The 22,887-nt window shown below is 72.1% G+C and carries 21 protein-coding genes; 14 read left to right on the top strand and 7 right to left on the bottom strand.

All coding sequences use genetic code 11. From position 1 onward, the window contains the following. The first annotated feature begins 1 nt into the window (after position 1). The 9 genes from ACLJOU_RS38650 (at position 2) to rifN (ending at position 8,255) form a co-directional block, all read left to right on the top strand. On the top strand, positions 2-784 hold the full coding sequence (locus ACLJOU_RS38650) for an arylamine N-acetyltransferase (RefSeq protein WP_410574224.1): 783 nt from the start codon (positions 2-4) through the stop codon (positions 782-784). Positions 785-805: 21 nt separating this feature from the next. After that, positions 806-994 (top strand): hypothetical protein, encoded by a 189-nt coding sequence (locus ACLJOU_RS38645; protein ID WP_410574223.1) that lies wholly within the window; start codon positions 806-808, stop codon positions 992-994. After that, on the top strand, positions 991-2,046 hold the full coding sequence (locus ACLJOU_RS38640) for a 3-dehydroquinate synthase family protein (RefSeq protein WP_410574222.1): 1,056 nt from the start codon (positions 991-993) through the stop codon (positions 2,044-2,046). The genes ACLJOU_RS38645 and ACLJOU_RS38640 overlap by 4 nt, the downstream gene beginning before the upstream one ends. Next, positions 2,043-3,365, top strand: coding sequence for a 3-deoxy-7-phosphoheptulonate synthase class II (locus tag ACLJOU_RS38635; protein ID WP_410574221.1), 1,323 nt, complete (start codon positions 2,043-2,045; stop codon positions 3,363-3,365). The genes ACLJOU_RS38640 and ACLJOU_RS38635 overlap by 4 nt, the downstream gene beginning before the upstream one ends. 107 nt (positions 3,366-3,472) lie before the next feature. Beyond that, entirely contained in the window at positions 3,473-4,264 is a 792-nt protein-coding gene (locus tag ACLJOU_RS38630; RefSeq protein ID WP_410574220.1) for a shikimate dehydrogenase family protein, read from the top strand. 139 nt (positions 4,265-4,403) lie between these two features. Continuing rightward, positions 4,404-5,570: a 3-amino-5-hydroxybenzoate synthase gene (rifK, locus tag ACLJOU_RS38625; RefSeq protein ID WP_410574219.1), complete on the top strand. Its 1,167-nt coding sequence runs from the start codon at positions 4,404-4,406 to the stop codon at positions 5,568-5,570. Beyond that, on the top strand, positions 5,567-6,637 hold the full coding sequence (locus ACLJOU_RS38620) for a Gfo/Idh/MocA family protein (protein WP_410574218.1): 1,071 nt from the start codon (positions 5,567-5,569) through the stop codon (positions 6,635-6,637). Before rifK ends, ACLJOU_RS38620 begins: the two co-directional genes overlap by 4 nt. A 12-nt stretch (positions 6,638-6,649) precedes the next feature. Then, complete coding sequence (locus tag ACLJOU_RS38615) at positions 6,650-7,348, top strand: HAD-IA family hydrolase (protein ID WP_410574217.1); 699 nt, start codon at positions 6,650-6,652, stop codon at positions 7,346-7,348. A gap of 4 nt (positions 7,349-7,352) precedes the next feature. Next, on the top strand, positions 7,353-8,255 hold the full coding sequence (rifN, locus tag ACLJOU_RS38610; RefSeq protein WP_410574216.1) for a kanosamine kinase: 903 nt from the start codon (positions 7,353-7,355) through the stop codon (positions 8,253-8,255). Positions 8,256-8,514: 259 nt separating this feature from the next. Here the strand turns inward: rifN and ACLJOU_RS38605 are convergent, their stop codons facing one another. The 5 genes from ACLJOU_RS38605 to ACLJOU_RS38585 form a co-directional block, all read right to left on the bottom strand. Then, on the bottom strand, positions 8,515-9,780 hold the full coding sequence (locus ACLJOU_RS38605; RefSeq protein ID WP_410574215.1) for a cytochrome P450 family protein: 1,266 nt from the start codon (positions 9,778-9,780) through the stop codon (positions 8,515-8,517). Positions 9,781-10,201: 421 nt separating this feature from the next. Next, entirely contained in the window at positions 10,202-11,707 is a 1,506-nt protein-coding gene (locus tag ACLJOU_RS38600) for a bifunctional 3-(3-hydroxy-phenyl)propionate/3-hydroxycinnamic acid hydroxylase (protein WP_410574214.1), read from the bottom strand. Positions 11,708-11,715: 8 nt separating this feature from the next. Beyond that, positions 11,716-12,927: a phthiocerol/phthiodiolone dimycocerosyl transferase family protein gene (locus ACLJOU_RS38595; protein WP_410574213.1), complete on the bottom strand. Its 1,212-nt coding sequence runs from the start codon at positions 12,925-12,927 to the stop codon at positions 11,716-11,718. Then, positions 12,924-13,676 carry a thioesterase II family protein gene (locus ACLJOU_RS38590; RefSeq protein ID WP_410574259.1) on the bottom strand — a complete coding sequence of 251 codons (753 nt, stop codon included), beginning with the start codon at positions 13,674-13,676 and terminating at the stop codon, positions 12,924-12,926. The genes ACLJOU_RS38595 and ACLJOU_RS38590 overlap by 4 nt, the downstream gene beginning before the upstream one ends. 50 nt (positions 13,677-13,726) lie before the next feature. Next, on the bottom strand, positions 13,727-15,001 hold the full coding sequence (locus ACLJOU_RS38585; protein ID WP_410574258.1) for a cytochrome P450 family protein: 1,275 nt from the start codon (positions 14,999-15,001) through the stop codon (positions 13,727-13,729). 259 nt (positions 15,002-15,260) lie between these two features. On the opposite strand from ACLJOU_RS38585, the gene ACLJOU_RS38580 reads away from it, so the two are divergent. The 5 genes from ACLJOU_RS38580 to ACLJOU_RS38560 all read left to right on the top strand — a co-directional run bounded on the left by ACLJOU_RS38580 (position 15,261) and on the right by ACLJOU_RS38560 (position 21,022). Then, complete coding sequence (locus tag ACLJOU_RS38580) at positions 15,261-16,079, top strand: 27-O-demethylrifamycin SV methyltransferase (protein ID WP_410574212.1); 819 nt, start codon at positions 15,261-15,263, stop codon at positions 16,077-16,079. A 13-nt stretch (positions 16,080-16,092) separates the two neighbouring features. Further along, entirely contained in the window at positions 16,093-16,797 is a 705-nt protein-coding gene (locus ACLJOU_RS38575; protein ID WP_410574211.1) for a thiamine pyrophosphate-dependent enzyme, read from the top strand. After that, entirely contained in the window at positions 16,794-17,705 is a 912-nt protein-coding gene (locus tag ACLJOU_RS38570; RefSeq protein WP_410574210.1) for a transketolase family protein, read from the top strand. Before ACLJOU_RS38575 ends, ACLJOU_RS38570 begins: the two co-directional genes overlap by 4 nt. Before the next feature lie 251 nt (positions 17,706-17,956). Continuing rightward, the gene (locus tag ACLJOU_RS38565; RefSeq protein WP_410574209.1) at positions 17,957-18,841 is read left to right on the top strand and encodes an NAD(P)H-binding protein; all 885 of its coding nucleotides are present in this window, start codon (positions 17,957-17,959) and stop codon (positions 18,839-18,841) included. A 195-nt stretch (positions 18,842-19,036) separates the two neighbouring features. Continuing rightward, positions 19,037-21,022 carry a multicopper oxidase family protein gene (locus tag ACLJOU_RS38560; RefSeq protein WP_410574208.1) on the top strand — a complete coding sequence of 662 codons (1,986 nt, stop codon included), beginning with the start codon at positions 19,037-19,039 and terminating at the stop codon, positions 21,020-21,022. Positions 21,023-21,181: 159 nt separating this feature from the next. Here the strand turns inward: ACLJOU_RS38560 and ACLJOU_RS38555 are convergent, their stop codons facing one another. Together ACLJOU_RS38555 and ACLJOU_RS38550 are read right to left on the bottom strand one after the other, a co-directional pair. Then, a complete protein-coding gene (locus tag ACLJOU_RS38555) occupies positions 21,182-21,382 on the bottom strand; it encodes a ferredoxin (protein ID WP_410574207.1) in 201 nt (66 codons plus the stop codon). 139 nt (positions 21,383-21,521) lie between these two features. Next, the gene (locus tag ACLJOU_RS38550; protein WP_410574206.1) at positions 21,522-22,721 is read right to left on the bottom strand and encodes a cytochrome P450; all 1,200 of its coding nucleotides are present in this window, start codon (positions 22,719-22,721) and stop codon (positions 21,522-21,524) included. Between the last annotated feature and the right edge of the window lie 166 nt (positions 22,722-22,887).

Raw genomic sequence — 22,887 nt, 5'->3', positions numbered from 1 at the left:
GGTGAACGTGTTCGACGTGGAGACCTACCTCCAGCGGATCGGCTGCGGCGGGGAAACCGGCGTGGACCTCGAGACGCTGGCGAAGCTGCAGAAGAACCACCTGATGGCGATCCCGTACAACAGCCTCGCCTACGAACTGCGCGACGCGGTGACCGTCGTCGACCTCGACGAGGACGACGTCTTCGTGACCAGCGTCGCCGAGGGCAAGGGCGGCGCCTGCTACCACCTGAACCGGCTGTTCCACCGGCTACTGACCGAGCTCGGCTACGACGTCACACCGCTGGCCGGCAGCACCACCGAAGGCCGGGAAACCTTCGGGACCGACGTCGAGCACATGTTCAACCTGGTCACCCTCGACGGGGCCGGCTGGCTGGTGGACGTCGGCTACCCCGGCCCGACCTACGTCGAGCCGCTGCCGGTGTCGCCCGCGGTGCGGACCCAGTACGGCAGCCAGTTCCGGCTGGTGGAGCAGGAATCCGGGTACGCCCTGCAGCGCCGGGGTGCGGTCACCCGCTGGAGCGTGGTCTACACGTTCACGACGCAGCCCCGCCGGTGGAGCGACTGGAAGGAGCTGGAGGACAACTTCCGCGCACTGGTCGGGGACACCACCCGCACCGACACCCAGGAGACCCTGTGCGGCCGCGCGACCGGCAACGGCCAGGTCTTCCTGCGGCAGCGCCGGTACCTGACGGTGGCCGACGGCCGCGAGCAGGTGCGCACCATCACCGACGACGACGAGCACCGGGCGCTGGTGGCCCGCGTGCTCTCCGGCGACCTCGGCTGAAACCTGGCGAAAGGCACGACGATGCGGCAAAAAGAGGGCCTGCTGGCGAAGTTCGCCGGCTTCTGCAGGATCGCGTACAAGCAGCACTACGTCCCGTACCTCAACTTCTTCTACGGCGGCGAGTACCTGCACCACGGCAGTGAGCCGGTGTCCCGGATCGCCGACCTGCCCTACGTGACGGTGCCGGAGCCGAGGGAGCCGTCGCCGTGAAGACGACGATCCCGGTACGCCTGAGCGAGCGTTCCTACGACGTGCTCGTCGGTCCCGGCGTGCGGACGGCGCTGCCCGAGGTCGTCCGCGGCGTGGGCGCCCGGCGGGCGGTGGTCGTGTCGGCCCGGCCGGCCGACTGGGTGCCGGACACCGGGGTGCCCACCCTGCTGCTGCCGGCCCGCGACGGCGAACACGCCAAGCGGTTGTCCACAGTGGAGGAACTGTGCGGTGAGTTCGCGCGGTTCGGGCTGACCCGCTCCGACGTCGTCGTCTCCTGCGGCGGCGGCACCACCACGGACGTCGTCGGGCTCGCGGCCGCGCTGTACCACCGGGGGATCGCCGTGGTCCACCTGCCCACGTCCCTGCTCGCGCAGGTGGACGCCAGCGTCGGCGGGAAGACCGCGGTGAACCTGCCGGACGGCAAGAACCTCGTCGGCGCGTACTGGCAGCCCAGGGCGGTGCTGTGCGACACCGACTACCTGACGACGCTGCCGCGGCGGGAGGTGCTGAACGGCCTCGGCGAAATCGCGCGCTGCCACTTCATCGGCGCGCCCGACCTGCGCGGCCGGCCGCTGCCCGAGCAGATCGCCGCCAGCGTCACGCTCAAGGCCGGGATCGTGGCCGAGGACGAGCGGGACACCGGGCTGCGGCACCTGCTCAACTACGGCCACACGCTGGGGCACGCCCTGGAGATCGCGACGGACTTCGCCCTGCGCCACGGCGAGGCGGTGGCCATCGGCACGGTCTTCGCGGGTCGGCTGGCGGGCGCGCTGGGCCGCCTCGACCAGTCCGGAGTGGACGAACACCTCGCGGTCGTCCGCCACTACGGCCTGCCGGCCGCGCTGCCCGAGGACGTCGACCCGGCCGTGCTCGTCCGCCAGATGCACCGGGACAAGAAGGCGATCACCGGGCTCGCCTTCGTGCTGAGCGGGCCGCGCGGTGCGGAGCTGGTGAGCGACGTGCCGCCGCAGGTCGTCACCGACGTCCTGGCCGGGATGCCGCGCGAGCGCCTGGAAAACCTGGTCGGTGCGACGGAAGCGGCGGCGACGTGAAACGGCTGCCGTACCTCGCCGCCCACGGCCGGGCGGTCGACCGGGTGCTGGCCGGGCGGCTGAGCGCGGCGCTGGCCCGGCCGGCCGCGCAACAGCCGTGCTGGCCGGACGCCGAGCGCGCGGAGGCGGTGGTCGAGCTGCTGCACGACGCCGAGCCGATCGTGGCGCCGGAGGAGACCGCGCGGTTGACCGCGCGCCTGGCGTCGGTCGCCCGCGGCGAGGCGTTCCTGCTGCAGGGCGGGGACTGCGCGGAGACGTTCGCCGGCAACACCGAACCGCACCTGCGGGCCAACCTGGAGGTGCTCGAGCGGATGGCCGGGGTCCTGGCCGAGGCGGCCGGCCTGCCGGTGGTCAAGATCGCCCGGATGGCCGGACAGTTCGCCAAGCCGCGGTCGCAGACCGTCGACGCGCGGGGACTGCCGGTCTACCGGGGTGACATCGTGAACTCCCCGGAGGGCACGGCCGCCGCCCGGACCCCCGACCCGCACCGGATGCTGCTGGCCCACGCCCACGCGGCCGGCGCGATGGACGTCGTCCGCAAGCTCTGCGCCGAGGGCCTCGAAGAACCCCTGATGGCGCAGGCCGTGCTCGCCGGCGCCCGCCGCGCGTCCTCGGCCGGACATCCCATCGCGGACGGCGGACGCCCACCGCGGCCGGCCGAGGTCTACGTCAGCCACGAGCTGCTCCTGCTCGACTACGAGCGGGCCGTGCTGTGGGCGGACTCCGGCGGCCCGGAACCGCGGCTGTCCAGCGGCCTGGCGCACTTCCTGTGGATCGGGGAGCGCACCCGGCAGCTCGACGGCGCCCACATCGCGTTCGCGGAGCTGCTGGCCAACCCGATCGGCCTCAAGCTGGGGCCGTCCACCACCCCGGAGGAGGCCGTCGAGTACGTGCGGCGCCTCGACCCGCACCGCACGCCGGGCCGGCTGACGCTGGTCAGCCGGATGGGGCACGCGCAGGTCCGCGAGCTGCTCCCGCCGATCGTGGAGAAGGTCACCGCCTCCGGGCACGAGGTGATCTGGCAGTGCGACCCGATGCACGGCAACACCCGGACGTCGGGCAACGACTACAAGACCCGGCACTTCGGCCACGTCGCCGCCGAGCTGGCCGGGTTCTTCGCGGTGCACCGGCAGCTCGGCACCCACCCCGGCGGGATCCACGTCGAGGTGACCGGCGAGGACGTCACGGAGTGCCTCGGCGGCACCGCGGGCATCGCCGAGGCCGACCTGCCCGACCGCTACCTGACCGCCTGCGACCCGCGGCTCAACGCAAGCCAGTCGATCGAACTGGCATCCGCGATCGCAAAGCTGCTGGGCTAGCCGGAAGCGCCCCAATGTGGCCTTCGGTGCGTCAGACGCAACCAAGGCCGCCTTGGGTGCGTGTGACGCAACCAAGGCCACATTGGGGCGCTTGAGGAGAGGGTGAGATGGACATCAGCGGCACCACCCGTCTGTACGTCGTGCTGGGTGATCCGGTCGCCCAGGTCCGGTCGCCCGGGCTGCTGAACCCGCTCTTCGCGGAACTGGGCGTCGACGCGGTCCTCGTCCCGGTGCACGCACCGGCGCGGGACCTCGCGGCGATCGTCGCCGGGCTGAAGGCCGTCGCCAACCTCGACGGCATCTTCGTCACCGTGCCGCACAAGTTCGCCGCGGCCGGGCTCGCCGACCGGTGCAGCCCGATGGTCGAGATCACCGGCAGCGCCAACGCCCTGCGCCGCGAGGCCGACGGCCGGTGGTACGCCGAGAACTTCGACGGCACCGGCTTCGTGGCCGGGCTCGCCGAAGCCGGGCACGACCCGAAGGCCCGGCCGGTGGCCCTCGTCGGGGCCGGCGGTGCGGGCAGCGCCATCGCGGCCGCCCTGCTGGCCGCGGGGGCCGACCGGCTCGCGGTGTGCGACCCGGACACCGCGAAACTGGCCGCCTTGAAGGCCCGTCTGGACACGCACTGGGCGGGCCGGACCTCGGTGTCGGCCGAGCCGGACACCGCGGGCGCCGAGATCGTCGTGAACGCGACGCCGCTCGGGCTGCGGCCCGGGGACCCGCTGCCGTTCTCCCCGGCCGCGCTGGCCACGGGCAGCGTGGTCGCCGACATCGTCATGAAGCCCCGAGAGACCCGCCTCCTGCGCGAAGCCGCGGCGCTGGGTCACCCCGTCCATTACGGATTCCACATGCTCGCCGCGCAATTGGACTCCTATCGCGAATTCTTCGGCATCGGCTGACGAACCGGCCACTACCAAGCCGAGGGATGTCACCGCCCCGGGGCCCGACCTAGCCTGGTGGGGACGCTGATTCCGACGCATTCCGGGCACGGCACGGGCTTTTTTTCCCATTCGAACCCCAGCGGAGATTCGGAGAACCATGAACGCGCGAAAGGCACCGGAATTCCCCGCGTGGCCGCAGTACGACGACGCCGAGCGGGACGGCCTGCTCCGCGCGCTCGAACAGGGTCAGTGGTGGCGCATGGGCGGGGACGAAGTGAACTCCTTCGAGCGCGAGTTCGCCGAGCACCACGGCGCCGCGCACGCGCTGGCCGTCACGAACGGCACGCACGCGCTGGAGCTGGCCCTGCAGGTCATGGGCGTCGGCCCGGGCACCGAGGTCATCGTGCCCGCCTTCACCTTCATCTCCTCGTCGCAGGCGGCCCAGCGGCTCGGCGCGGTCACCGTCCCGGTCGACGTCGACCCGGCCAGCTACAACATCGACCCGGAAGCGGTCGCCGCCGCCGTCACCCCGCGCACCAAGGTGATCATGCCGGTGCACATGGCCGGGCTGATGGCCGACATGGACGCGCTGGCGAAGGTCTCCGCCGACACCGGCGTCGCGCTGCTGCAGGACGCCGCGCACGCGCACGGCGCGCGCTGGCAGGGCAAGCGCGTCGGCGAGCTGGGCAGCATCGCCACCTTCAGCTTCCAGAACGGCAAGCTGATGACGGCGGGCGAGGGCGGCGCGGTCGTCTTCCCCGAGGGCGAGACCGAAAAGTACGAGACAGCGTTCCTCCGGCACAGCTGCGGCCGTCCCCGCGACGACCGCCGCTACTTCCACAAGATCGCCGGCTCCAACATGCGGCTCAACGAGTTCTCCGCGTCCGTGCTGCGCGCGCAGCTGGCCCGCCTCGACGAGCAGATCGCCGTGCGCGACGAGCGCTGGGCCCTGCTGGCCCGGCTGCTCGGCGAGATCGACGGCGTCGTGCCCCAGGGCGGCGACGTGCGCGCCGACCGCAACTCCCACTACATGGCCATGTTCCGCATCCCCGGACTCACCGAGGAGCGGCGCAACGCCCTGGTCGACCGGCTCGTCGAAGCCGGCGTGCCCGCCTTCGCGGCGTTCCGCGCGATCTACCGCACCGACGCCTTCTGGGAGCTGGGCGCCCCCGAGGAGAGCGTCGACGCGATCGCGCGGCGGTGCCCCCACACCGACGCGATCAGCCAGGACTGCGTCTGGCTGCACCACCGGGTCCTGCTCGCCGGGGAGCCGGCGATGCACGCGACCGCGGAAATCGTCGCCGACGCCGTGGCCCGGGCATGAGTGTCCGGGCGGCGGTGGTCGGGCTCGGCTGGGCCGGCCGCGAGCTCTGGCTGCCCCTGCTGCGCGAGCACGCGGACTTCCAGGTGGTCGCCGCCGTGGACGCCGACCCGGCGTCGCGGCAGGCGTTCACCAAGGCCACCGGCATCCCCACGCACGCCGCGGTGTCGGCGCTGACCGCGCGCGAGGTCGACCTCGCCGTCGTCGCGGTGCCGAACTACCTGCACACCGAGGTGGCGGGCGCGCTGCTGGCCACCGGCATCTCCGTCTTCCTCGAGAAGCCGGTGTGCCTGACCTCGGCCGAGATCGACGTCCTCGCGGCGGCCGAACGCAGCGGCGGCATGCTGCTGGCCGGCAGCGCCGCCCGGTACCGCGGTGACGTCGGCACGCTGCGGGACCTGCTGCCCGAGCTGGGCGAGATCCGGCACGTCGCCCTGGGCTGGATCCGGGCGCGGGGCGTCCCGCGGGCCGGCGGCTGGTTCACCCAGCGCGAGAAGGCCGGCGGAGGCGCGCTGTACGACCTCGGCTGGCACCTGCTCGACACACTCGCGTTCCTGCTCGGCCCGGCCGCCTTCACCCAGGTCATCGGCGTGACGTCGGACGACTTCGTCAACGCCGGCGCCTGGCGCGCGGCGTGGCGGCAGGACCAGCTCGGCGCCGACACCGCCGATGTCGAGGACACCGCGCGCGGCTTCCTGGTCCGCGACGACGGCGTCTCGGTCTCGCTGCGCGCGAGCTGGGCCTCGCACCAGGCGCGGGACGTTTCGGTGCTCCACGTCGAGGGCACGGCCGGCACCGCGGACCTGCGGTGCACCTTCGGCTTCAGCCCCAACCGCGAGCCCGAACCCGTGCTGACGGTGACCCGCGAGGGCACCACGACCCGGCTGCCGGTGCCGCCCGAGCGGATCGGCGTCGAATACACGCGCCAGGTGGGCGACCTCGCCGCGATGCTGGCCGATCCCGGCAACCGCGGGCGGGCCGTCGCCGAAGCGCGGCCGATCGTCCAGATGATCGAGAACTTCTATGCCTCCGCGGGCTCGGCGCGCGCCGCGGTCCCGGCGTACCAGTAGAGAGGGCGCTCCATGACATTCCCGATCGTCGACCGGCCGGACACCGGGGCCGATCCCTCGGTACCGGTCCGGCACGCGGTCGTCTTCGACCTCGACGGGGTCGTCGTCGACAGCTTCGCGGTGATGAGCGAGGCCTTCGCCATCGCCTACGCCGAAGTCGTCGGGGACGGGCCGGCGCCCTTCGCGGAGTATCGGCGCCACCTCGGCCGTTATTTTCCCGATATCATGCGGATCATGGACCTTCCGCCGGCAATGGAAGAACCCTTCGTCCGGGAGAGCTACCGCCTCGCGGACCAGGTGCAGGTCTTCGACGGGGTCACCGAGCTGCTGCTGACGCTGCGGGCCCGTGGCCTGCGGCTGGCCATCGCCACCGGCAAGAGCGGGCCGCGGGCCCGGTCCCTGCTGCAGAAGCTGGGGCTGCTCCCGTTCTTCGAGCACGTCATCGGCTCGGACGAGGTCGCCCGGCCCAAGCCGGCCCCCGACATCGTGCGGCACGCGCTGAGCCTGCTGGACGTCCCGCCGGAGCAGGCCATCATGATCGGCGACGCCCCGACCGACCTGGAGAGCGCGCGCGGCGCCGGTGTCGCCTCGGCGGCCGCGCTGTGGGCGCCTCCGGACGACATCGGCGAGCTCCTCGCCGCCGGTCCCGACGTGGTGCTGCGACAGCCGGCCGACCTGCTCGCGCTCTGCCCGTCGCTGCCTGGCCGCTGATCGCGTGTTCCACCTCGGTATCGACGTCGGCGGCACGAAGGTCGCCTTCCGCGTCGAGAAGGACTCCGTCGGCGTCGAGGAAACCTCGTTCTCCTGGGGAGCCCGGCGCAGCGCGGAGGACGACCTCGCCCAGCTGGCCGCCCACGTGGCCGGCCTGCGCGAGCGCCTCGCCGAGCCGCCGGCGGCGGTCGGGGTCGCGATGCCCGGCACGGTCGGCCCGGACGGCCGGGTCGCGACCTGGCCCAGCCGCCCGGAGTGGACCGGCGTGGATCTGCGGACGACGTTGCGCTCGCTGTTCCCCGAGGCGGCGGTCGCCTGGGCGGACGACGGCGACCTGGGTGCGCTGGCGGAGGCCCGGGCCTCGGGCTGTCAGAACCTGCTGTACATCGGGGTGGGCACGGGCATCGGCGGCGGCCTGGTCCTGAACGGCGTGCCGTGCCCGGGCCTCGGCCGCGGTTCGTTCGAGATCGGCCACGTGATCGTCGAGATGGGCGGGGTGCGGTGCGTCTGCGGCCGCCGAGGGTGCCTCCAGGCGCTGGCCTCCGGCCCGGCGACCCTCCGCCGCGCGTCCCTGCTGCGCGGAGCGGACGTCAGTTATTACGGGCTGCAGCGGGCGTTGCGCAGCGGAGAGCCGTGGGCCGCCGACGCCCTCGAAGGCACCACCCGGGCACTGGCCGCGGCGGTGACCGGGGTCCAGGAGCTGGTCCACCCGGACCGCGCGTTGATCGGCGGCGGGTTCGCGGCGGGGATCCCGGATATCGTGCCGTCGGTGGCGGGGCACCTCGCGGATTTCGTGCGTCAGGGCCAGGCCCCGGTCCCGGTGGAACCGGCCGCGCTGGGCGGGTTGTCGTCGCTGCGGGGTGCGGTGGCCCTCGCCGGCCTGGTGGCGGCGGGAGAAGCACCGTGACTGCTGTGGCGAGTACCTGAACGCCGGCCCGAGCCGCTGGAGTTCACCAAGCGCCCCCGCACGGTGGTGGCGCGATCGCCGTTGCCGCCGGCGGACCGGTCGACGGAGTTGAACGTCGTCGTCCCCGGCGCCCGAGCGGAGTGGCTGTCCACCGGCACGTGCGCCTGACCCGGCCAAGACTCCGGCCGGCCGGGGAGCACCCGGCCGGCCGAAGGGGGCTTCCTCGTCGGTCAAGGGGATTCCTCCGACGAAGAGGACGTCAGGACGTCGGCGTGACGAGCCGCACCGGGAGGTCCTTGGTCCGGGTGAAGCCGGGCCGCAGGATCCACGGGATCTCCTTGCGCGGCACCGCCAGCGTCATGTCCGGGAACCGCGTGTACAGCCCGCGCAGCGCCACCTCCGCCTCCAGGTAGGCGACGTGCTGGCCGAGGCAGCGGTGGATGCCCTTGCCGAAGCCGAGGTGGCTCTCGCTGCCGACGGCGAGCCGGTCGATCTTCAGCTTCTCCGGCTCCGGGAACTTCCGCGGGTCGCTGTTGGCCGCCATGATCAGCGGCACGATCGGCATCCCGCGCGGGATCACCGTACCGCCCACCTCGATGTCCTCGGTGGCGAACCGCGGCTGCCCGAACTGGATCGGGCCCAGGCGCTGCAGTTCGCGCACGGCCTGCGGCCACAGTGTCGGGTCGGCCTTCAGCCGGGCGAGCTGGTCCGGGTGCTCGTGCAGGGCCAGCACCGAGTTGCCGATCAGGTAGGTCGTCGTCTGGTGGCCGGCCGTGACCAGGCTGAACAGGATGCCGACCAGCTCGTCGTCGGTGGCGATGCCGGGGTTCTTCGCCTGCGCCTCGACGAGCGCGGTGACCATGTCGTCCTTCGGCTCTTCGCGCCGCCGCTCGATCATCGCGCGGGCCGCGACCAGCGTCTTGCGGACCTCCTCGGGCAGCCGCTTGCCGTCCAGGGTGGCCATCGCGTCGCTCCACGCGCGCCACTGCGGGCGGTCCTCCGCGTCCACGCCGACCAGCTCGCAGATCACCGTGACCGGCAGCGGGTAGCAGTACGACTCGACGAGGTCGATCGGCGTCCCGTCGCCGCCCTCGGCTTCGAGCTTGTCGAGCAGCTCGGAGGTGAGTGCCTCGACGCGGGGGCGGAACTTGCCGACCCGGTGGGCGGTGAGCGCGTAGGAGACCAGCTTGCGTAGCCGGGCGTGCTCTTCGCCGTCGGAGGCGTTGATGAGGTTCTTCAGCCAGGGGATCAGCTCCTCCGGCATGTCCAGGTGCCGGAAGACGCCGTTGCGGATGTCCTCGGCGGGGGAGTCGGCCAGCGGGTTGCACTGGAACCGCTGGTCCATCAGGACCTGGCGCACGTCCTCGTAGCGGGCGGCCAGGTACATCGGCGGCCCGCCCATGAAGCCGCCGATCTGCAGCGTCGGTGCCTCGCGCACCCGCGCGTGCGCGCCCCACGGGTCGGCGACCACTTCCGGGGAGAACAGGTCGACCGGTTCGGCCGAAGTCTCGGCAGTGGTGGTCATGGGCCTTCCTTTCCTATCAATCAGTCCGTTGTGGACGTTCGTGCGGGCGGTGCGTGGCGACGAACGCGGACCCGCGCCGGCAGGCCCGATCGGGCCGGGTCGACCATGCCCTCCTCCTCGATTGCGGACCTCACACCCGAATCACGCTAGAAGCGCGGGGAGGAGCGGACATCCCTCAACGTGGTAGGCCGCCGCGGGCGACCGGCCGGGACTACCCGCGTTGGTGATGGCTTGCGGCGTGTCCTGGGCGAGCTGGAGCCGACACCGGCCCCCTCCGCGGACGATCTGCCGCAGGACCTCCCAGGCAGTCGCCGCGTCTGCCCCCCGCCAAGCGCCCCAAGGCGGCCTTCGGTGCGTCAGACGCACCGAAGGCCGCCTTGGGTGCGTCGGACGCAACCAAGGCCGCCTTGGGGCGCTTGTGTCAGGGGGCTGGAACCGGGGTGCGCAGGCGGTCCAGCAGGGCGCTGGAGAGGGTGTCGAGCCTGCCGGTGCCCGCCGTGCCGAAGACGTGGTAGTCCGGGCGGATGAGGACCGAAGCCGCACCGAACCGGTCCAGGAACTGGCGGTAGACGTCGTCGACGTCCACGTCGTCGTCGAGGCGGACCACGTGCGTCCCGAGCTCGGCCAGGAAGCCCGTGGGCGCGGCTTCGGTGGTCAGCAGGACAAATCCCCGGCCGACGACGTCGTCGAAGAGCCCGGTCGTGCCGTTCCACCGGACGCGCCCCTGCGGCACGACCACACCCGCACCCGGGCTCTCGTGCAGCAGCCCGCCGGTGAGCGGTTTCGCCGGTTCCGGGCGGCCCGCCGGCTTGCCTCCGCGGTTGGCCAGCACGGTCGCGTCCCGTTCGGCCGCGGCCTCGGGGTCGGTCACGCAGATCACCCGGCCCAGCTGCACCGACGCCAGGATGGCCTCGCGCGCCTGCTCCCGGCGTTCTTCGCCATAACTGTCCAAAAGGGACTTACCGGCCCGCCCGTCCAGGACCAGGTCCAGTTTCCACGCCAGGTTGGTGACGTCGCGGATGCCGGAGCACATGCCCTGCCCGGCGAACGGCGGCATGAGGTGGGCCGCGTCCCCGGCGAGCAGGACGTGCCCGGCCCGCCACTGCTCCGCCCACCGGGCCTGGAAGATGTAGGTGGTGCTGCGCAGCAGGGTCGCGGTTCCCGGGGTGACGCCGAAGGGCGCCATCAGCCGCCACGCCGTCTCGTCCTTGTTCAGCTCGGCTGCGTTCTCGCCCGGCAGCCGCATGAACTCCCAGCGACGGCGGCCGGGGCCGCTGCCCACCAGCGTCGTGGGCCGGGCCGGGTCGCAGATCTGGACGTTCGTCGGCACGAACTCGCGCGGCTCGGTCAGCCGGACGTCGCAGAGCAGCCATTCGTAGGAGAAGCCGAGGTCGGTCACCGGCACGTCGAGGTGATCGCGCACGAAGCTGTTGGCGCCGTCGCAGCCCACGACCCACCGGGCCGAGATCGTCCGCGTCACCTCGTCGGGGTCGGTGGCGGTGACTTCGACGTGCGAGTCGCCGTCGGTGATGGCCACGACCTCGTGGCCGCGCAGCACGGTGATCCCCGGCAGCTGCTGCACCCGGGCGGCGAGGAGCTCTTCCAGCGCCGGCTGGTGCATGGTGTTCGCGTCCGGCCAGCCGTACGGGCCCTCGGTGGTGAAGGCGATGTCCAGCAGCGTCTCGCCGCCGGCGGTCTGCCACTGGTAGCCGTTGGCCGGCGCGGTGATCCGCCCGAGGTCCGGGCCGATGCCGGTGGCGGCCAGCAGCCGGGCGGTCTCGCCGTCGAAGCTGGTCGCGCGCGGCAGCTTGTACGGCCGGGGCCGGCGCTCCAGCACGGTCACCCGCCAGCCTCGCTGCGCCAGCAGCACCGACAGGGTGGCGCCGACGGGGCCGTTGCCGACGATGACGACGTCCGTGTCCGTCAAAGGGAACCTCACAGGTCGCGGGTCAGGCGGGCCAGCCGGTCGCGCAGGCAGTCGACGCGCTGCGGCAGCGACGGGTCACCCTCGGGCCAGCCCAGGTCGATGCCCACGCGGCCGCCGAAGCTGGTCAGCACGTAGCCGCCGAGCGCGGTGGTCTCCCGCATCCGGGACGCCGAGTGCAGGTTGGTCAGCCGCAGGCCGTCCGGCGTGCGCAGCGGCGGGGCGACGCCCCAGTTCATGATGCTGACCACGGCGAGGGCGAGCTTTGGGTCCCACGGCTTCGCGGCGGCCGGCCTGCTGAACATGTCGAGGATGCTGCGCTGCACGGAACCGTCGGCGAGGCCGGCGCGCAGCTGCGCACCGATGGCCCGGCCGATCGCGACGGCGTCGGGCGGGAGGTCGTCCGTCACCTTGAAGCCGACGCCGCCGAGCACGTTCGTGCCCTCGGTCGCGCCGACCGGCGGGGTCAGCCTGCTGCGCAGGTTCACCGAATACCGGTGGACGAGGTCGGTCAGCGGCATGTCGCGGATTTCGGCCTCGGCGAGCAGCACCGCGCCCGACACCAGGCCGTTGATCGTGACCTTCTCGCGGTGGCCGAGGTTCACCAGCGCGGTCGTCTCGGCTTCGGTCAGCCGGAGCTGGACGACGTGGCGGACGACCGGGTCCGGCCGCGACGACGGCGGGGCGGCCGGCGGCGGCGCCACCGGGACGGCCGGGGCGCTCGCGTGGATGCCGCGCTCGGCCAGCAGGTCCTCCAGCGACCGCGGGTACGGGTGCCGGCCCAGGTCGAGCGGCACGCCCTCGACGACGTCCGTGTAGGCGGACCACAGCGCCTCGAGGATCGCGGTGGCGTGGTGGGCGTCGGCGACGCTGTGCTGGATCGCCAGGCAGGCACTGGCCTCGTCGCCGTCGCGGACGATGTTCAGCGCGCTCAACGAGCGGCTCTGGTCGAGGTCCAGCCCGGCCAGCGGCCGGTCGGGGTCGCCGTCGGCGAACCGGATTTCCGGGCGAGCACCGGATTCCGTGAGCACCGCGCCCTCGCCGGTGGACTCCACCCGGGCCGAGAGGTGGGGGTAGGCCCGGCAGACCGCCTCGAACGCCGTGGTCAGCGCCTCGGGGTCGAGCCGGCCCGCCGCGCGCACGGTGTACCCGATGTAGGCCTCTTTGGCGGCGTGGATGCTTTCGCTGGGCGCCAGCGCCCGCCGGAACGCGGTTCGTGTCACGAAGTCCTCCCCGTGGACCCGGTCAGCGCGGGGCCGGCCAGCTTCTCCGTCATCGTCGCGATCATCGGGGCCGCCTGGTCGACCAGGAAGAAGTGGCCGCCCGGCAGCACCCGCAGTTCGGACGGCCCGGTGGTGTGGGCTTCCCAGGCGCGGGCCTCCTCGACGGACACCCGCGGATCGCGGTCGCCGGTGAACACCGTGATCGGGCAGTCCAGCCGCCGCCCGGGTGCGTGCCGGTAGGACTCGACCGCGCGGTAGTCACTGCGGATGGCGGGCAGGACCATGGCCAGCAGTTCCGGGTCGGCGAGCATGGCCGCGTCGGAACCGCCGAGTTTCCGCAGCTCGGCGACGAGCCGCTCGTCCGACACCCCGCGGAAGTCGTCGTCGCGGTAGCGCGAGGGCGCCCGCCGCCCGGAGGCGAACAGGTGCGCGGGCGCAGGCAGCCCGGCTTCGGGCATCCGCAGTGCCACTTCGTAGCCGATGAGCGCGCCCATGCTGTGCCCGAACAGCGCCAGCGGCCGGTCACCGAACGGGCGCAGCACCGCCAGCAGCCGGCTCGTCAGCCCGCCGATGCTGTCGATCGGCGGCTCGTGGCGCCGGTCCTGGCGGCCCGGGTACTGGACCGCCAGTACCTCCACCGCGGGAGCGAGGGCCTTGGCCAGCGGGTAGAAGAAGCTGGCCGAGCCGCCGGCGTGGGGCAGGCACACGAGCCGGGCCCGCGCGTCCGGTGCCCGCTCGAAGCGGCGCAGCCATTTTTCGGCGTCCGGTCGGTGCACGGCGGACTCCCTTCCGATGGGTCCTAAGCGAGTTTCAGGGGGAGCGTCCTGGTCCGGGTGAACGCCGGCCGAAGGATCCACGGGATCTCCTCGCGCGGCACGGCCAGCGCCAGGTCCGGGAACCGGGTGAACAGCCCGTGCAGCGCCACCTCGGCCTCCTGGTAGGCGAGGTGCTGGCCCAGGCAGCGGTGGATGCCCTTGCCGAAGGACAGGTGCATCTCGTTGGCGACGCTCAGCCGGTCGACGATCAGCTTGTCCGGCTCGGGGAACTTGCGCGGGTCGGTGTTGGCCGCCAGCAGCAGCGGCGCGACCGGCGTCCCGCGGGGGATCGTGACCCCGCCCAGCTCGACGTCCTCGGAGGGGAACCGGGCCTGGGTGAACTGGAGCGGCCCGAGGCGCTGCAGCTCGCGCACGGCCTGCGTCCACAGCGACGGCTCGGCCTTCAGCCGGGCGAGCTGGTCCGGGTGCTCGAGCAGGAAGAGCACCGAGTTGCCGATCAGGTAGGTCGTCGTCTGGTGCCCGGCCGTGACCAGGCTGAACAGGATCCCGACGATCTCGTCGTCCGACACCCGCCCGGGATCTTCGGCCTGGGCCTGCACGAGCGCGGTGACCAGGTCGTCCTTCGGCTCGACGCGCCGGCGGGCCATCAGCTCCCGCGAGAGCGCGATGCACTCGCGCAGCGCGGGCGGGATGCTCGGGCCGTCCATCGTCGCCATCGCGTTGCCCCAGGCGTGCCAGGCCGCGCGGTCTTCCTCGTCGATGCCGACGAGCTCGCAGATGACCGTGACCGGCAGCGGGAAGCAGAACTCCTCGACGATGTCGACCGGCGAGCCGTCCTTGCCCTGCTCCGCCATCTTGTCCAGCAGGTCCTCGGTGATCTTCTCGACCCGCGGCCGCAGCGCGTTGACGCGGCGCGCGGTGAGCGCGTAGGAGACCAGCTTGCGCAGCCGCGTGTGGTCTTCGCCGTCGGCGGTGTTGAGCTTGTTCGCCATCCAGGGGATGAGGTCTTCGGGGAAGTCCATCGCCTTGAACACGCCGTCGCGGATGTCGGCCAGCGGCGAGTCCGCCGGCGGGTTGGTGAGGAACCGCGGGTCGGTGAGGACGGTCAGCACGTCTTCGTAGCGGGTGGCCAGCCACATGTCCGGCCCGCCCATCATGGTGCCGATGTTCAGCGTCCCGGTCCCCGGCGACGGCTCCTCGCGCAGCCGCGCGTACCAGCCGAACGGGTCGGCGACGACCTCCGGTGAGAACAGGTCGACCGGCTCGGCCGTCGGCTTGGCGGTGGCGGTCATGGCCATCCCCTTCCTGTTGGCCACGCGGGCGGTCCCGCGTGGGGCGGGCACGCCGCGGCCCCCGCGTTCGGACGCTAGGGAAGGGACGGCCGGTTGAGCATCCCCCAACCTGACAGTGCTCGGTCGGATGTCCCTTGTGGACGGTCGGAGCGCTATCAGAACGAGGGATGCCCGGCGCGGCGGCCCTGACCTAATGTCGCCGGAGACCTTGCAGGCCAGGCGTTGATCGACACGCGGTCACGCGAAACGATGCTTAGGGGTACTGGTGACGAAGCCGACTCCGAACGAGATTGGTAAGGGCTACGACGCTTTCGCGGACCTGCTCGACCAGCTCTGGGGCGAAAATCTGCACCACGGCTACTGGGACGACGAGTCCGCGACGCTCGAAGAGGCCACCACGCGGCTGACCGACCGGCTGGCCGGCATGCTGCCGCTGCACGCGGGCGACCGGCTGCTCGACATCGGGTGCGGCAACGGTGAGCCGGCGATCCGGATGGCCACCGCCAACGACGTCATGGTCACCGGCATCTCGATCAGCGAGAAGCAGGTGGAGCGCGCGAACGACCGCGCCTACAAGGCCGACGTCGACGACCGGGTCGTCTTCGAGTACGCCGACGCGATGGAGCTGCCGTACGAGGACGGCTCGTTCGACGTCGTCTGGGCGCTGGAGTCGCTGCACCACATGCCGGACCGCTGGCACGTCATCCGCCAGGCGGCCCGCGTGCTGCGCCCGGGCGGCCGCCTGGCGCTCGGCGACTTCCTGCTCGTCCCGAGCCCGGCCGGGCTGGAGGCGGACGCCGAGCGCGTCCGCGAGGTCGGCAAGGGCGTGGTGGCGGTCGTCTCGCTCGAGGAGTACCAGGCCCACCTGCGCGAGGCCGGCCTCGAGCCCGAGAACGCCGAAGACGTCAGCGAGTACACCCGGCCGTCGTGGGCCAAGGCGGCGGAGCGGTTCGAAGGACTGCGGGAGCAGGCCCTGCAGCACATCGAGGCCGCGCAGTTCGAGGTCACGCTGGGCCGGTTCCGCGCGTTCAGCGGCGAACCGTCGCTCGGCTACGTCCTCCTGACCGCGCGCAAGCCCGAGTGAGGAACCCGAGACCATGGCCGAAACCACGCAGATGACCGAAGAGAACCTCCGCGGCCTGTTCGCCCGGATGACGGGCGACGAGAAGCACGGCTGGGCCGCGGCGTCGACGCTGCACGCGATCTGGGTGCTCTACGAACGCGTGCTCAACGTGTCGCCGTCGAACATCGACGACCCCGACCGCGACCGGTTCTACCTGTCCAAGGGGCACGGCCCGATGGCCTATTACGCGGTCCTCGCCGCGAAGGGGTTCATGGCGCCGGAGACGCTGGACACCTGGCGGCAGTGGGGTTCGCCGCTCGGCATGCACCCGGACCGCGCCCTGGCCCCGGGCGTCGAAATCAGCGCCGGTTCGCTGGGCCACGGGCTGCCGCTCGGCGTCGGCACCGCGCTCGGGCTGCGCGCCCAGGGCCGCGACGCCCGCGTGTTCGTGCTGATGGGCGACGGCGAGTTCGACGAGGGCAGCAACCACGAGACGATGTCGATCGCCGGACGCCTCGGCCTCGACCGCCTCACCGCGATCGTCATCGACAACAAGACCGCCAGCCTCGGCTGGCCGGGCGGCATCGCCGCGCGCTTCGAGCTGGAGGGCTGGGCCGCGACCACGGTCGACGGCCGCGACCACGACGCGCTGGAGAAGGCGCTGACCGGGGAGACCGACGGGCGGCCGCGGGCCGTCGTCGCGGAGATCCTCCCGATCGAGGAAGGGGCGGGCGCATGACCGCGCAGGTGACGAGGAAGCAGATGCGGACCGTCTTCGCCGAGACGGTGGTCGAGTCGCTGGCCACGGACCCGCGGGTGGTCATGCTGACCGCCGACATCTCGTCGTGGTTCTTCTGGGACGCGAAGAAGGAGTTCCCGGACCGCGTGCACAACTTCGGCATCCGCGAGCAGGCGATGATCGACATCGCCGGCGGCTTCGCGCTGGCCGGGCAGCGGCCGGTGGTGCACACGTACGCGCCGTTCCTGGTCGAGCGGCCGTTCGAGCAGCTCAAGATCGGCCTCGGCCACCAGGACGTCGGCGCGGTGCTGGTCAGCGTGGGTGCCTCCTACGACGACCCGTCGTGGGGCCGCACCCACCAGGCGCCCGGTGACGTGGCGCTGCTGGACACGCTGCCGGGCTGGACGATCCACGTGCCGGGGCACGAGGACGAGGTCGCGCCCCTGCTGAGCCGGGCCATCGCCGGCGACAACCGCGTCTACGTCCGGCTGTCCGAACGCGCGAACCGCGAATCGGTGCCCGTGTCGGACGGGTTCACCGTGCTGCGCCGGGGCCGCGCGGGCGTGGTGCTCGCGGTGGGCCCGGTGCTGGACCAGGTCCTGGCCGCCACGGCCACGGCGGACGTGACGGTCCTGTACGCGTCGACGATCCGCCCGTTCGACCACGCGGGCCTGCGCGCGGCGGTGACCGCGTCGGCGCCGGACGTGGTGCTGGTCGAGCCGTACCTGCGCGGGACGTCGGCGTTCGAGGTCACCGAGGCGCTGGCGGACGTCCCGCACCGCCTCCGGTCGTTCGGCACCTGGCGCGACCGCGAAGCCCGCGTCTACGGCACGGCCGAGGAACACGACCGCCTGTTCGGCCTGGACGCCGAGTCGCTGGCGGACGCAATCTCCCGTTTCGTCGCCTGACGAGCGGCCGGCAGGGCTCGTGCGGCGACGTGCAGGGGGACGGTCCGCTCGCTTCCGGTCACCGAGCGTGCCCAGCCGGCCGGGCAGGTGGCCGCCCGCGACCTGGTACGTGTCCGGGACTACTCACATTGGTGATGGTCCCGCCGGGCGACGTCGGCGAGTCTGACGCCCGGACCGTGCGGGGAAGCGCTGTTCGTCGAGCCGCAGCTTCCCCGATGGACCGGAAGAGCGATCCAGGCTGGAGAATCACGATGATCTTGGTGACCGGCGCGACCGGCAATGTCGGCCGTAACGTCGTGGACCTGCTGGTGCGGGCCGGAGCGGACGTGCGGGCGACCTCCCGTGACCCCGAGTCGCTCGACCTGCCGGCGGAGGTCGATGTCCGCCGAGCGGATCTCACCGACCCGAAGACGTTCGAGCAGGCATTCCAAGGCGTGGAGAAGGTCTTCCTGTACACCCAGCCGTCGGCCATCGACGGGATCATGGCGGCCGCGAAGTCCGCCGGCGTCGAGCACGCCGTGCTCCTGTCCTCGTTGGCCGTCGCCGGTCCCGACCCGGACCACTGGGTCGCGCGGTGGCACCGGGCCGCCGAGGAGGCGATCGAGCGGTCCGGCCTGGCGTGGACGTTCGTGCGGCCGGGCCTGTTCGCGGCAAACGCCCTGTCGTGGGCCCAGTCCGTCAAGGCCGGAGTGCCGGTGCGGCTCCACTACGCACACTCGTACGTGTCGGCCATCCACGAGCGCGACATCGCCGAAGTGAGCACCTGCGCCCTGCTCCAGGACGGCCACGCCGGGGCGAAGTACCACATCACCGGCGGCGACAGCATCACCCAGGCCGAGCAGGTCGCCCTCATCGGCAAGGCGATCGGGCGCGACCTGGCGTTCGAGGACGTCACCGGCGATGACGTGCGCGTGGAACTCCGCCGACGGTTCGAGCCCCGCCTCCGGGAACTCATCCGGAGCGGAGTGATCGAACCGGCAGCCGCGCCGGAGATCGTCGAGACCAGGATCCGCTACTACGTGGCGGCCCTCGAAGGGCCGGTCGAGATCGACGGCACCGTCGAGGAGGTCCTCGGCAAGCCGGCCCGGACCTTCGCCGAGTGGGCAGTGGACCACCAGGCGGACTTCGCGAACTAGGAAGTTGCCGCGGCTGGCTCCGGGGTACCGCCGACGCCGATGAGCCCGGATGCCCGCGTGCTGTGACGTGCCGGCACGCGCTGCGCCGACCGGCCCCGCAGCCTGATCGGCGAAACCCGTGACCCGGGCGGTGAACCCTTGCCGCACAACGGGTCTGCTCCCTCCCCTCCCCGAAATGAACCAGGAGAAACACCGATGGACGGCTCCGTCGATCGTCGCCGCTTCCTCACCTCCGCCGTGCTCGGTTCCGCGAGCGTCGTGGCGGGCGTGGGCCTGCTCGGTTCGAGCGCACCGGGAGCGGCCACCTTGCCGGCGACCGGCGGGCAGCCGAGGCGCCCGATACAGGCGGGACAGCTCCCGGCGCCGGACTTCGGTCTCACGAAGTTCCTCGACCCGTTGAAGACCCCGCCGGTGCTCCGGGCGTATACGCGGCGGTACCAGGACGAGCTGACGATCACGATGACCAACGCGCGGGTCCGGCTGCACTCCCAGCTGCCCGAGACCAACCTGTGGACCTACGAGGGACAGTACCCCGGCCCGACCGTCGAAGTGCGCGGCGGCAGAAGGCTGCGGGTCGCATGGACCAACGAGCTGCAGGGCACCGTCCCGCTCGTGGCCGTGCGCGCGCCGTTCGCACAGCCGACGCCGGCGAACCTGCCCGGTTACCGCAACCAGGACGGCAGCATGGCGTCCGGTGTGGAGCTGATCGACGGGGTCGCCGACCTGGTGCCCTGGAACGTCGTGCACCTGCACGGCGCGGTGACCAACGGCGGCAACGACGGCTGGGCGCACAACGGCATGCTGCCGGGCAGCACTCAGCTGGCCGAGTACCCGAACGCCCAAGCCGCGACAGGTCTCTGGTACCACGACCACGCGATGGCCGTGACGCGCTTCAACGTGTACGCCGGTCTCGCCGGTATGTACCTCGTTCGCGACGACGAGGAGGCCGCGCTCGGGCTCCCGGGCGGTGACCACGAGGTGCCGCTGATCATCGCCGACCGCAACCTCGACACCGACCCGGCGACCGGCGCGCTCACCGGTCAGCTGCTGTTCAAGTTCCAGTACCTGCCGAGCGGCACGTCGTCTCCCGTCACCGGCCCGTTCACCCTCGTCAACGGGGTCATCTGGCCCCACCTCGACGTCGACGCGCGCTGGTACCGCTTCCGGGTGCTCAACGCGGCGAACGCCCGGTTCTTCCGCCTCAACCTCGTCGACGAGGCGGGCACCGTGCACAACGACGCGATCCGGATCGCCGGTACCGACGCCGGACTGCTGCCCGCTCCGGCGCCGATGCCGGCGGACGGGCTGACCTTCACCCCGGCCGAGCGGGCCGACCTGCTGATCGACTTCAGCCGGTTCCCGGGCCAGCGCCTGCGCCTGGTCAACACCGGCGCCTCGGTCGAGCCCGACATCATGGAGTTCCGCGTCGAGGGCCGCGCCCGCAACGTCTCGTTCTCCCCGCCGGCGCGGCTGTCCCCGTCGTACGTCCGGCTGGTCTCCGGTACGACCGTGCCGGAAGACCACGACGAGGTGTTCGTCGCGATGACCCCGCCGGGGGTGTCCGGCAGGCCGCACCCGGAAATGTGGGAGCTGCAGGAGATCACGGACCCCGGCGCGCTGCCGGCGAAGTTCCCGGCGGAGGGGGTCATCCAGCTCACCGACCCGGCGATGGGAATGGTCCGGACGTTCCGCAAGGTCGCTCGCCTGTTCGACGACACGACGACGATCTTCGTCGACCGGGGCCGCTGGGTGGTGTGGAACCTCATCCACCTCGGCGGGGCCCCGCACCCGATGCACATCCACCTGGCGCGGTTCCAGCTGCTGAACCGGCGGGCGATCGGCGATCTGAAGCCCTTCGACCTCGCGACCGGCGGCACCACCACGCCGCTGCCCGCGCCGGGTGCCGGCCTGCCGATCGAGCAGTACGAGGAAGGCTGGAAGGACACGTTCAACCTGCGGCAGGGCGAGTGGATCACCGTCGCCGGCCGGTTCGACGGCGGAACCGGTGAGTTCATGTACCACTGCCACATCCTCGACCACGAAGACGAAGGCATGATGCGGCCCTTCGTGGTGCACCCGCCCGAGGTGGCCCGGTTCCACATGCGCTCGGGCGGGTCCGGCCACGGCGGGCATTCGATGCCCGCCACGCCTTCCGTGCACTCCGGCCACGACGGGCACTGACCCGCTCGGCGGCGGGGGACCGAACCGGTCGATCACCGGGAACCGGGAGACCGCTGCCGCCCGGGCGACGAACTTCCCGGAGACAGCGAACCGCTCCCCCGGAGCCGGAACCGGATTCCCAGTCCCGGCTCCCGGGGAGCGGTTCGGATCGGGTGGCCCTCAGCGATCGACGCGCAGCGCCCTGGCCGGGCAAAGCTCGACCACCTCGAGCACCGCTTTCTCGTCCTCGGGCGCCGGCCCCGGTTCGGTCTGCCGGAGCACCACGACGCCGGTGTCGTCGTGCTGGTCGAACATCTCGGGCAGGCGCAGCACGCACAGGCCCGCGCCGATGCAGGCGGCCTGGTCCGCGGATACCTTCATGCCGCGTCCCCGGTGATCGGCGGCGAGTGCACGCCGCGGGTGATCGTGTCCATGCTCAATGGGACCTCCTCTGGTGGTACGGCGAGGCAAGGATCGGGCTGGTGACGCCGCCGCGGATGACTTCCGGCGAACCCCGTCCTCACCAGGTGACCGGCAGTTCGTTCATGCCCTGGATGGCGATTCCCGGTTTGAAGGGGACATCCGCCGGCGCGGCCGCCAGCCGCAGGCCGGGCAGCCGGGCGAACAGGGTGCGGAGGCCGATGTCCATGGTGACGCGGGCCAGGTTCTGCCCGAGGCACTGGTGGGCGCCGAAGCCGAAGCCGATGTGTTCCCGCGTGGAGTTGTGCCAGTCCAGTGCGTCCGGCTGGACGTGGACGCTCTCGTCGCGGTTGATCACGGACGTCAGGAAGACCACGCCCTCGCCCTCGCGGATGGTGGTGCCCGCGACCTCGATGTCCTCCGTCGCGACTCGCCCCATCCCGTCGGCGATGCTGAGGTACCGCAGCAGCTCCTCGATGGCGGCGGACATCAACGAGGGATCCGCCTGGAGCTCGGCGCGTTGCTCCGGGTGTCGCAGCAGGGTGTAGATGCTGGTCGAGATCATGTTCGAGGTGGTCGAATGGCCGGCCCCCAGCAGGACCAGGATCAGGTCGACCAGCTCCTCGCGCGTCATCCCGCGGCTCTCGGGGGTGGTGGCGAGGTCCTTGAACAGCCCTTCGCTGAGCCGGTGCTGGTTCTTCCCGATCAGGTCGCCGATGTAGGTCTGGAGTTCCTTCATGGGCCCCGCCGGACGCAGCTCGCCCAGCAACCGGGTGATCTGCTCCTCGAAGAAATCGTGGTCTTCGTAGGGCACGCCGAGCACCTGGCACATCACCATCGACGGCAGCGGCATCGCGAACTCGGTGACCAGCTCCGCGGGAGGTCCCTTCTCGATCACGGCGTCCAGCACCCGGTCGGTGTACTCCTGGATGAGCGGGCGCATCCGGTCGATCCGCTTGACGGTGAAGGCGGAGATCAGCATCCCGCGGTGGATCTTGTGCGCCGGGTCGTCGGCACCCACCAAAGCCGGCGTGCTGCGCTCGCCGGTCCCGAACACGTACGAACCCCTCGCGGGGTACCCCGGGTTCCGGCGGTCGACGGAGAGCCGGGGGTCGACCAGCAACTGGCGAGCCAGCGCATAGCCGGTGACCGCCCAGGCCTCACGGCCGTCCCACAGCCGGACCCTGCTCACCGGACCCCGCTCGGCCAGCTCCCGGTAACGCGGCGGCGGAAGGTACGGGCAGGTCCGGTCCTGGGGGAAAGCTACGGTTTCCGTCGCGGATTCCTCGGTGGCGGTCATCGGTCGTTTCCCTTCCGTGCCGAAATGCGCGCGATCCGCCGGCGCGAACGCCGGCGCGCTGCGCTGCCGTTTCGCAAACGGTAGAGGCCGGAACTCCGGCCGGGCATCCTGCAAGTTGGTGGTGCGCCCGCGCTATTCGATCGGGGGATGCCCGAGCGGCCGTGCT

Source organism: Amycolatopsis sp. cmx-4-61, from assembly GCF_046548775.1.
GTDB lineage: Bacteria > Actinomycetota > Actinomycetes > Mycobacteriales > Pseudonocardiaceae > Amycolatopsis.
Note: the sequence above shows the minus strand (reverse complement) of the source record. Positions and strands in the feature narration are given on the sequence as shown.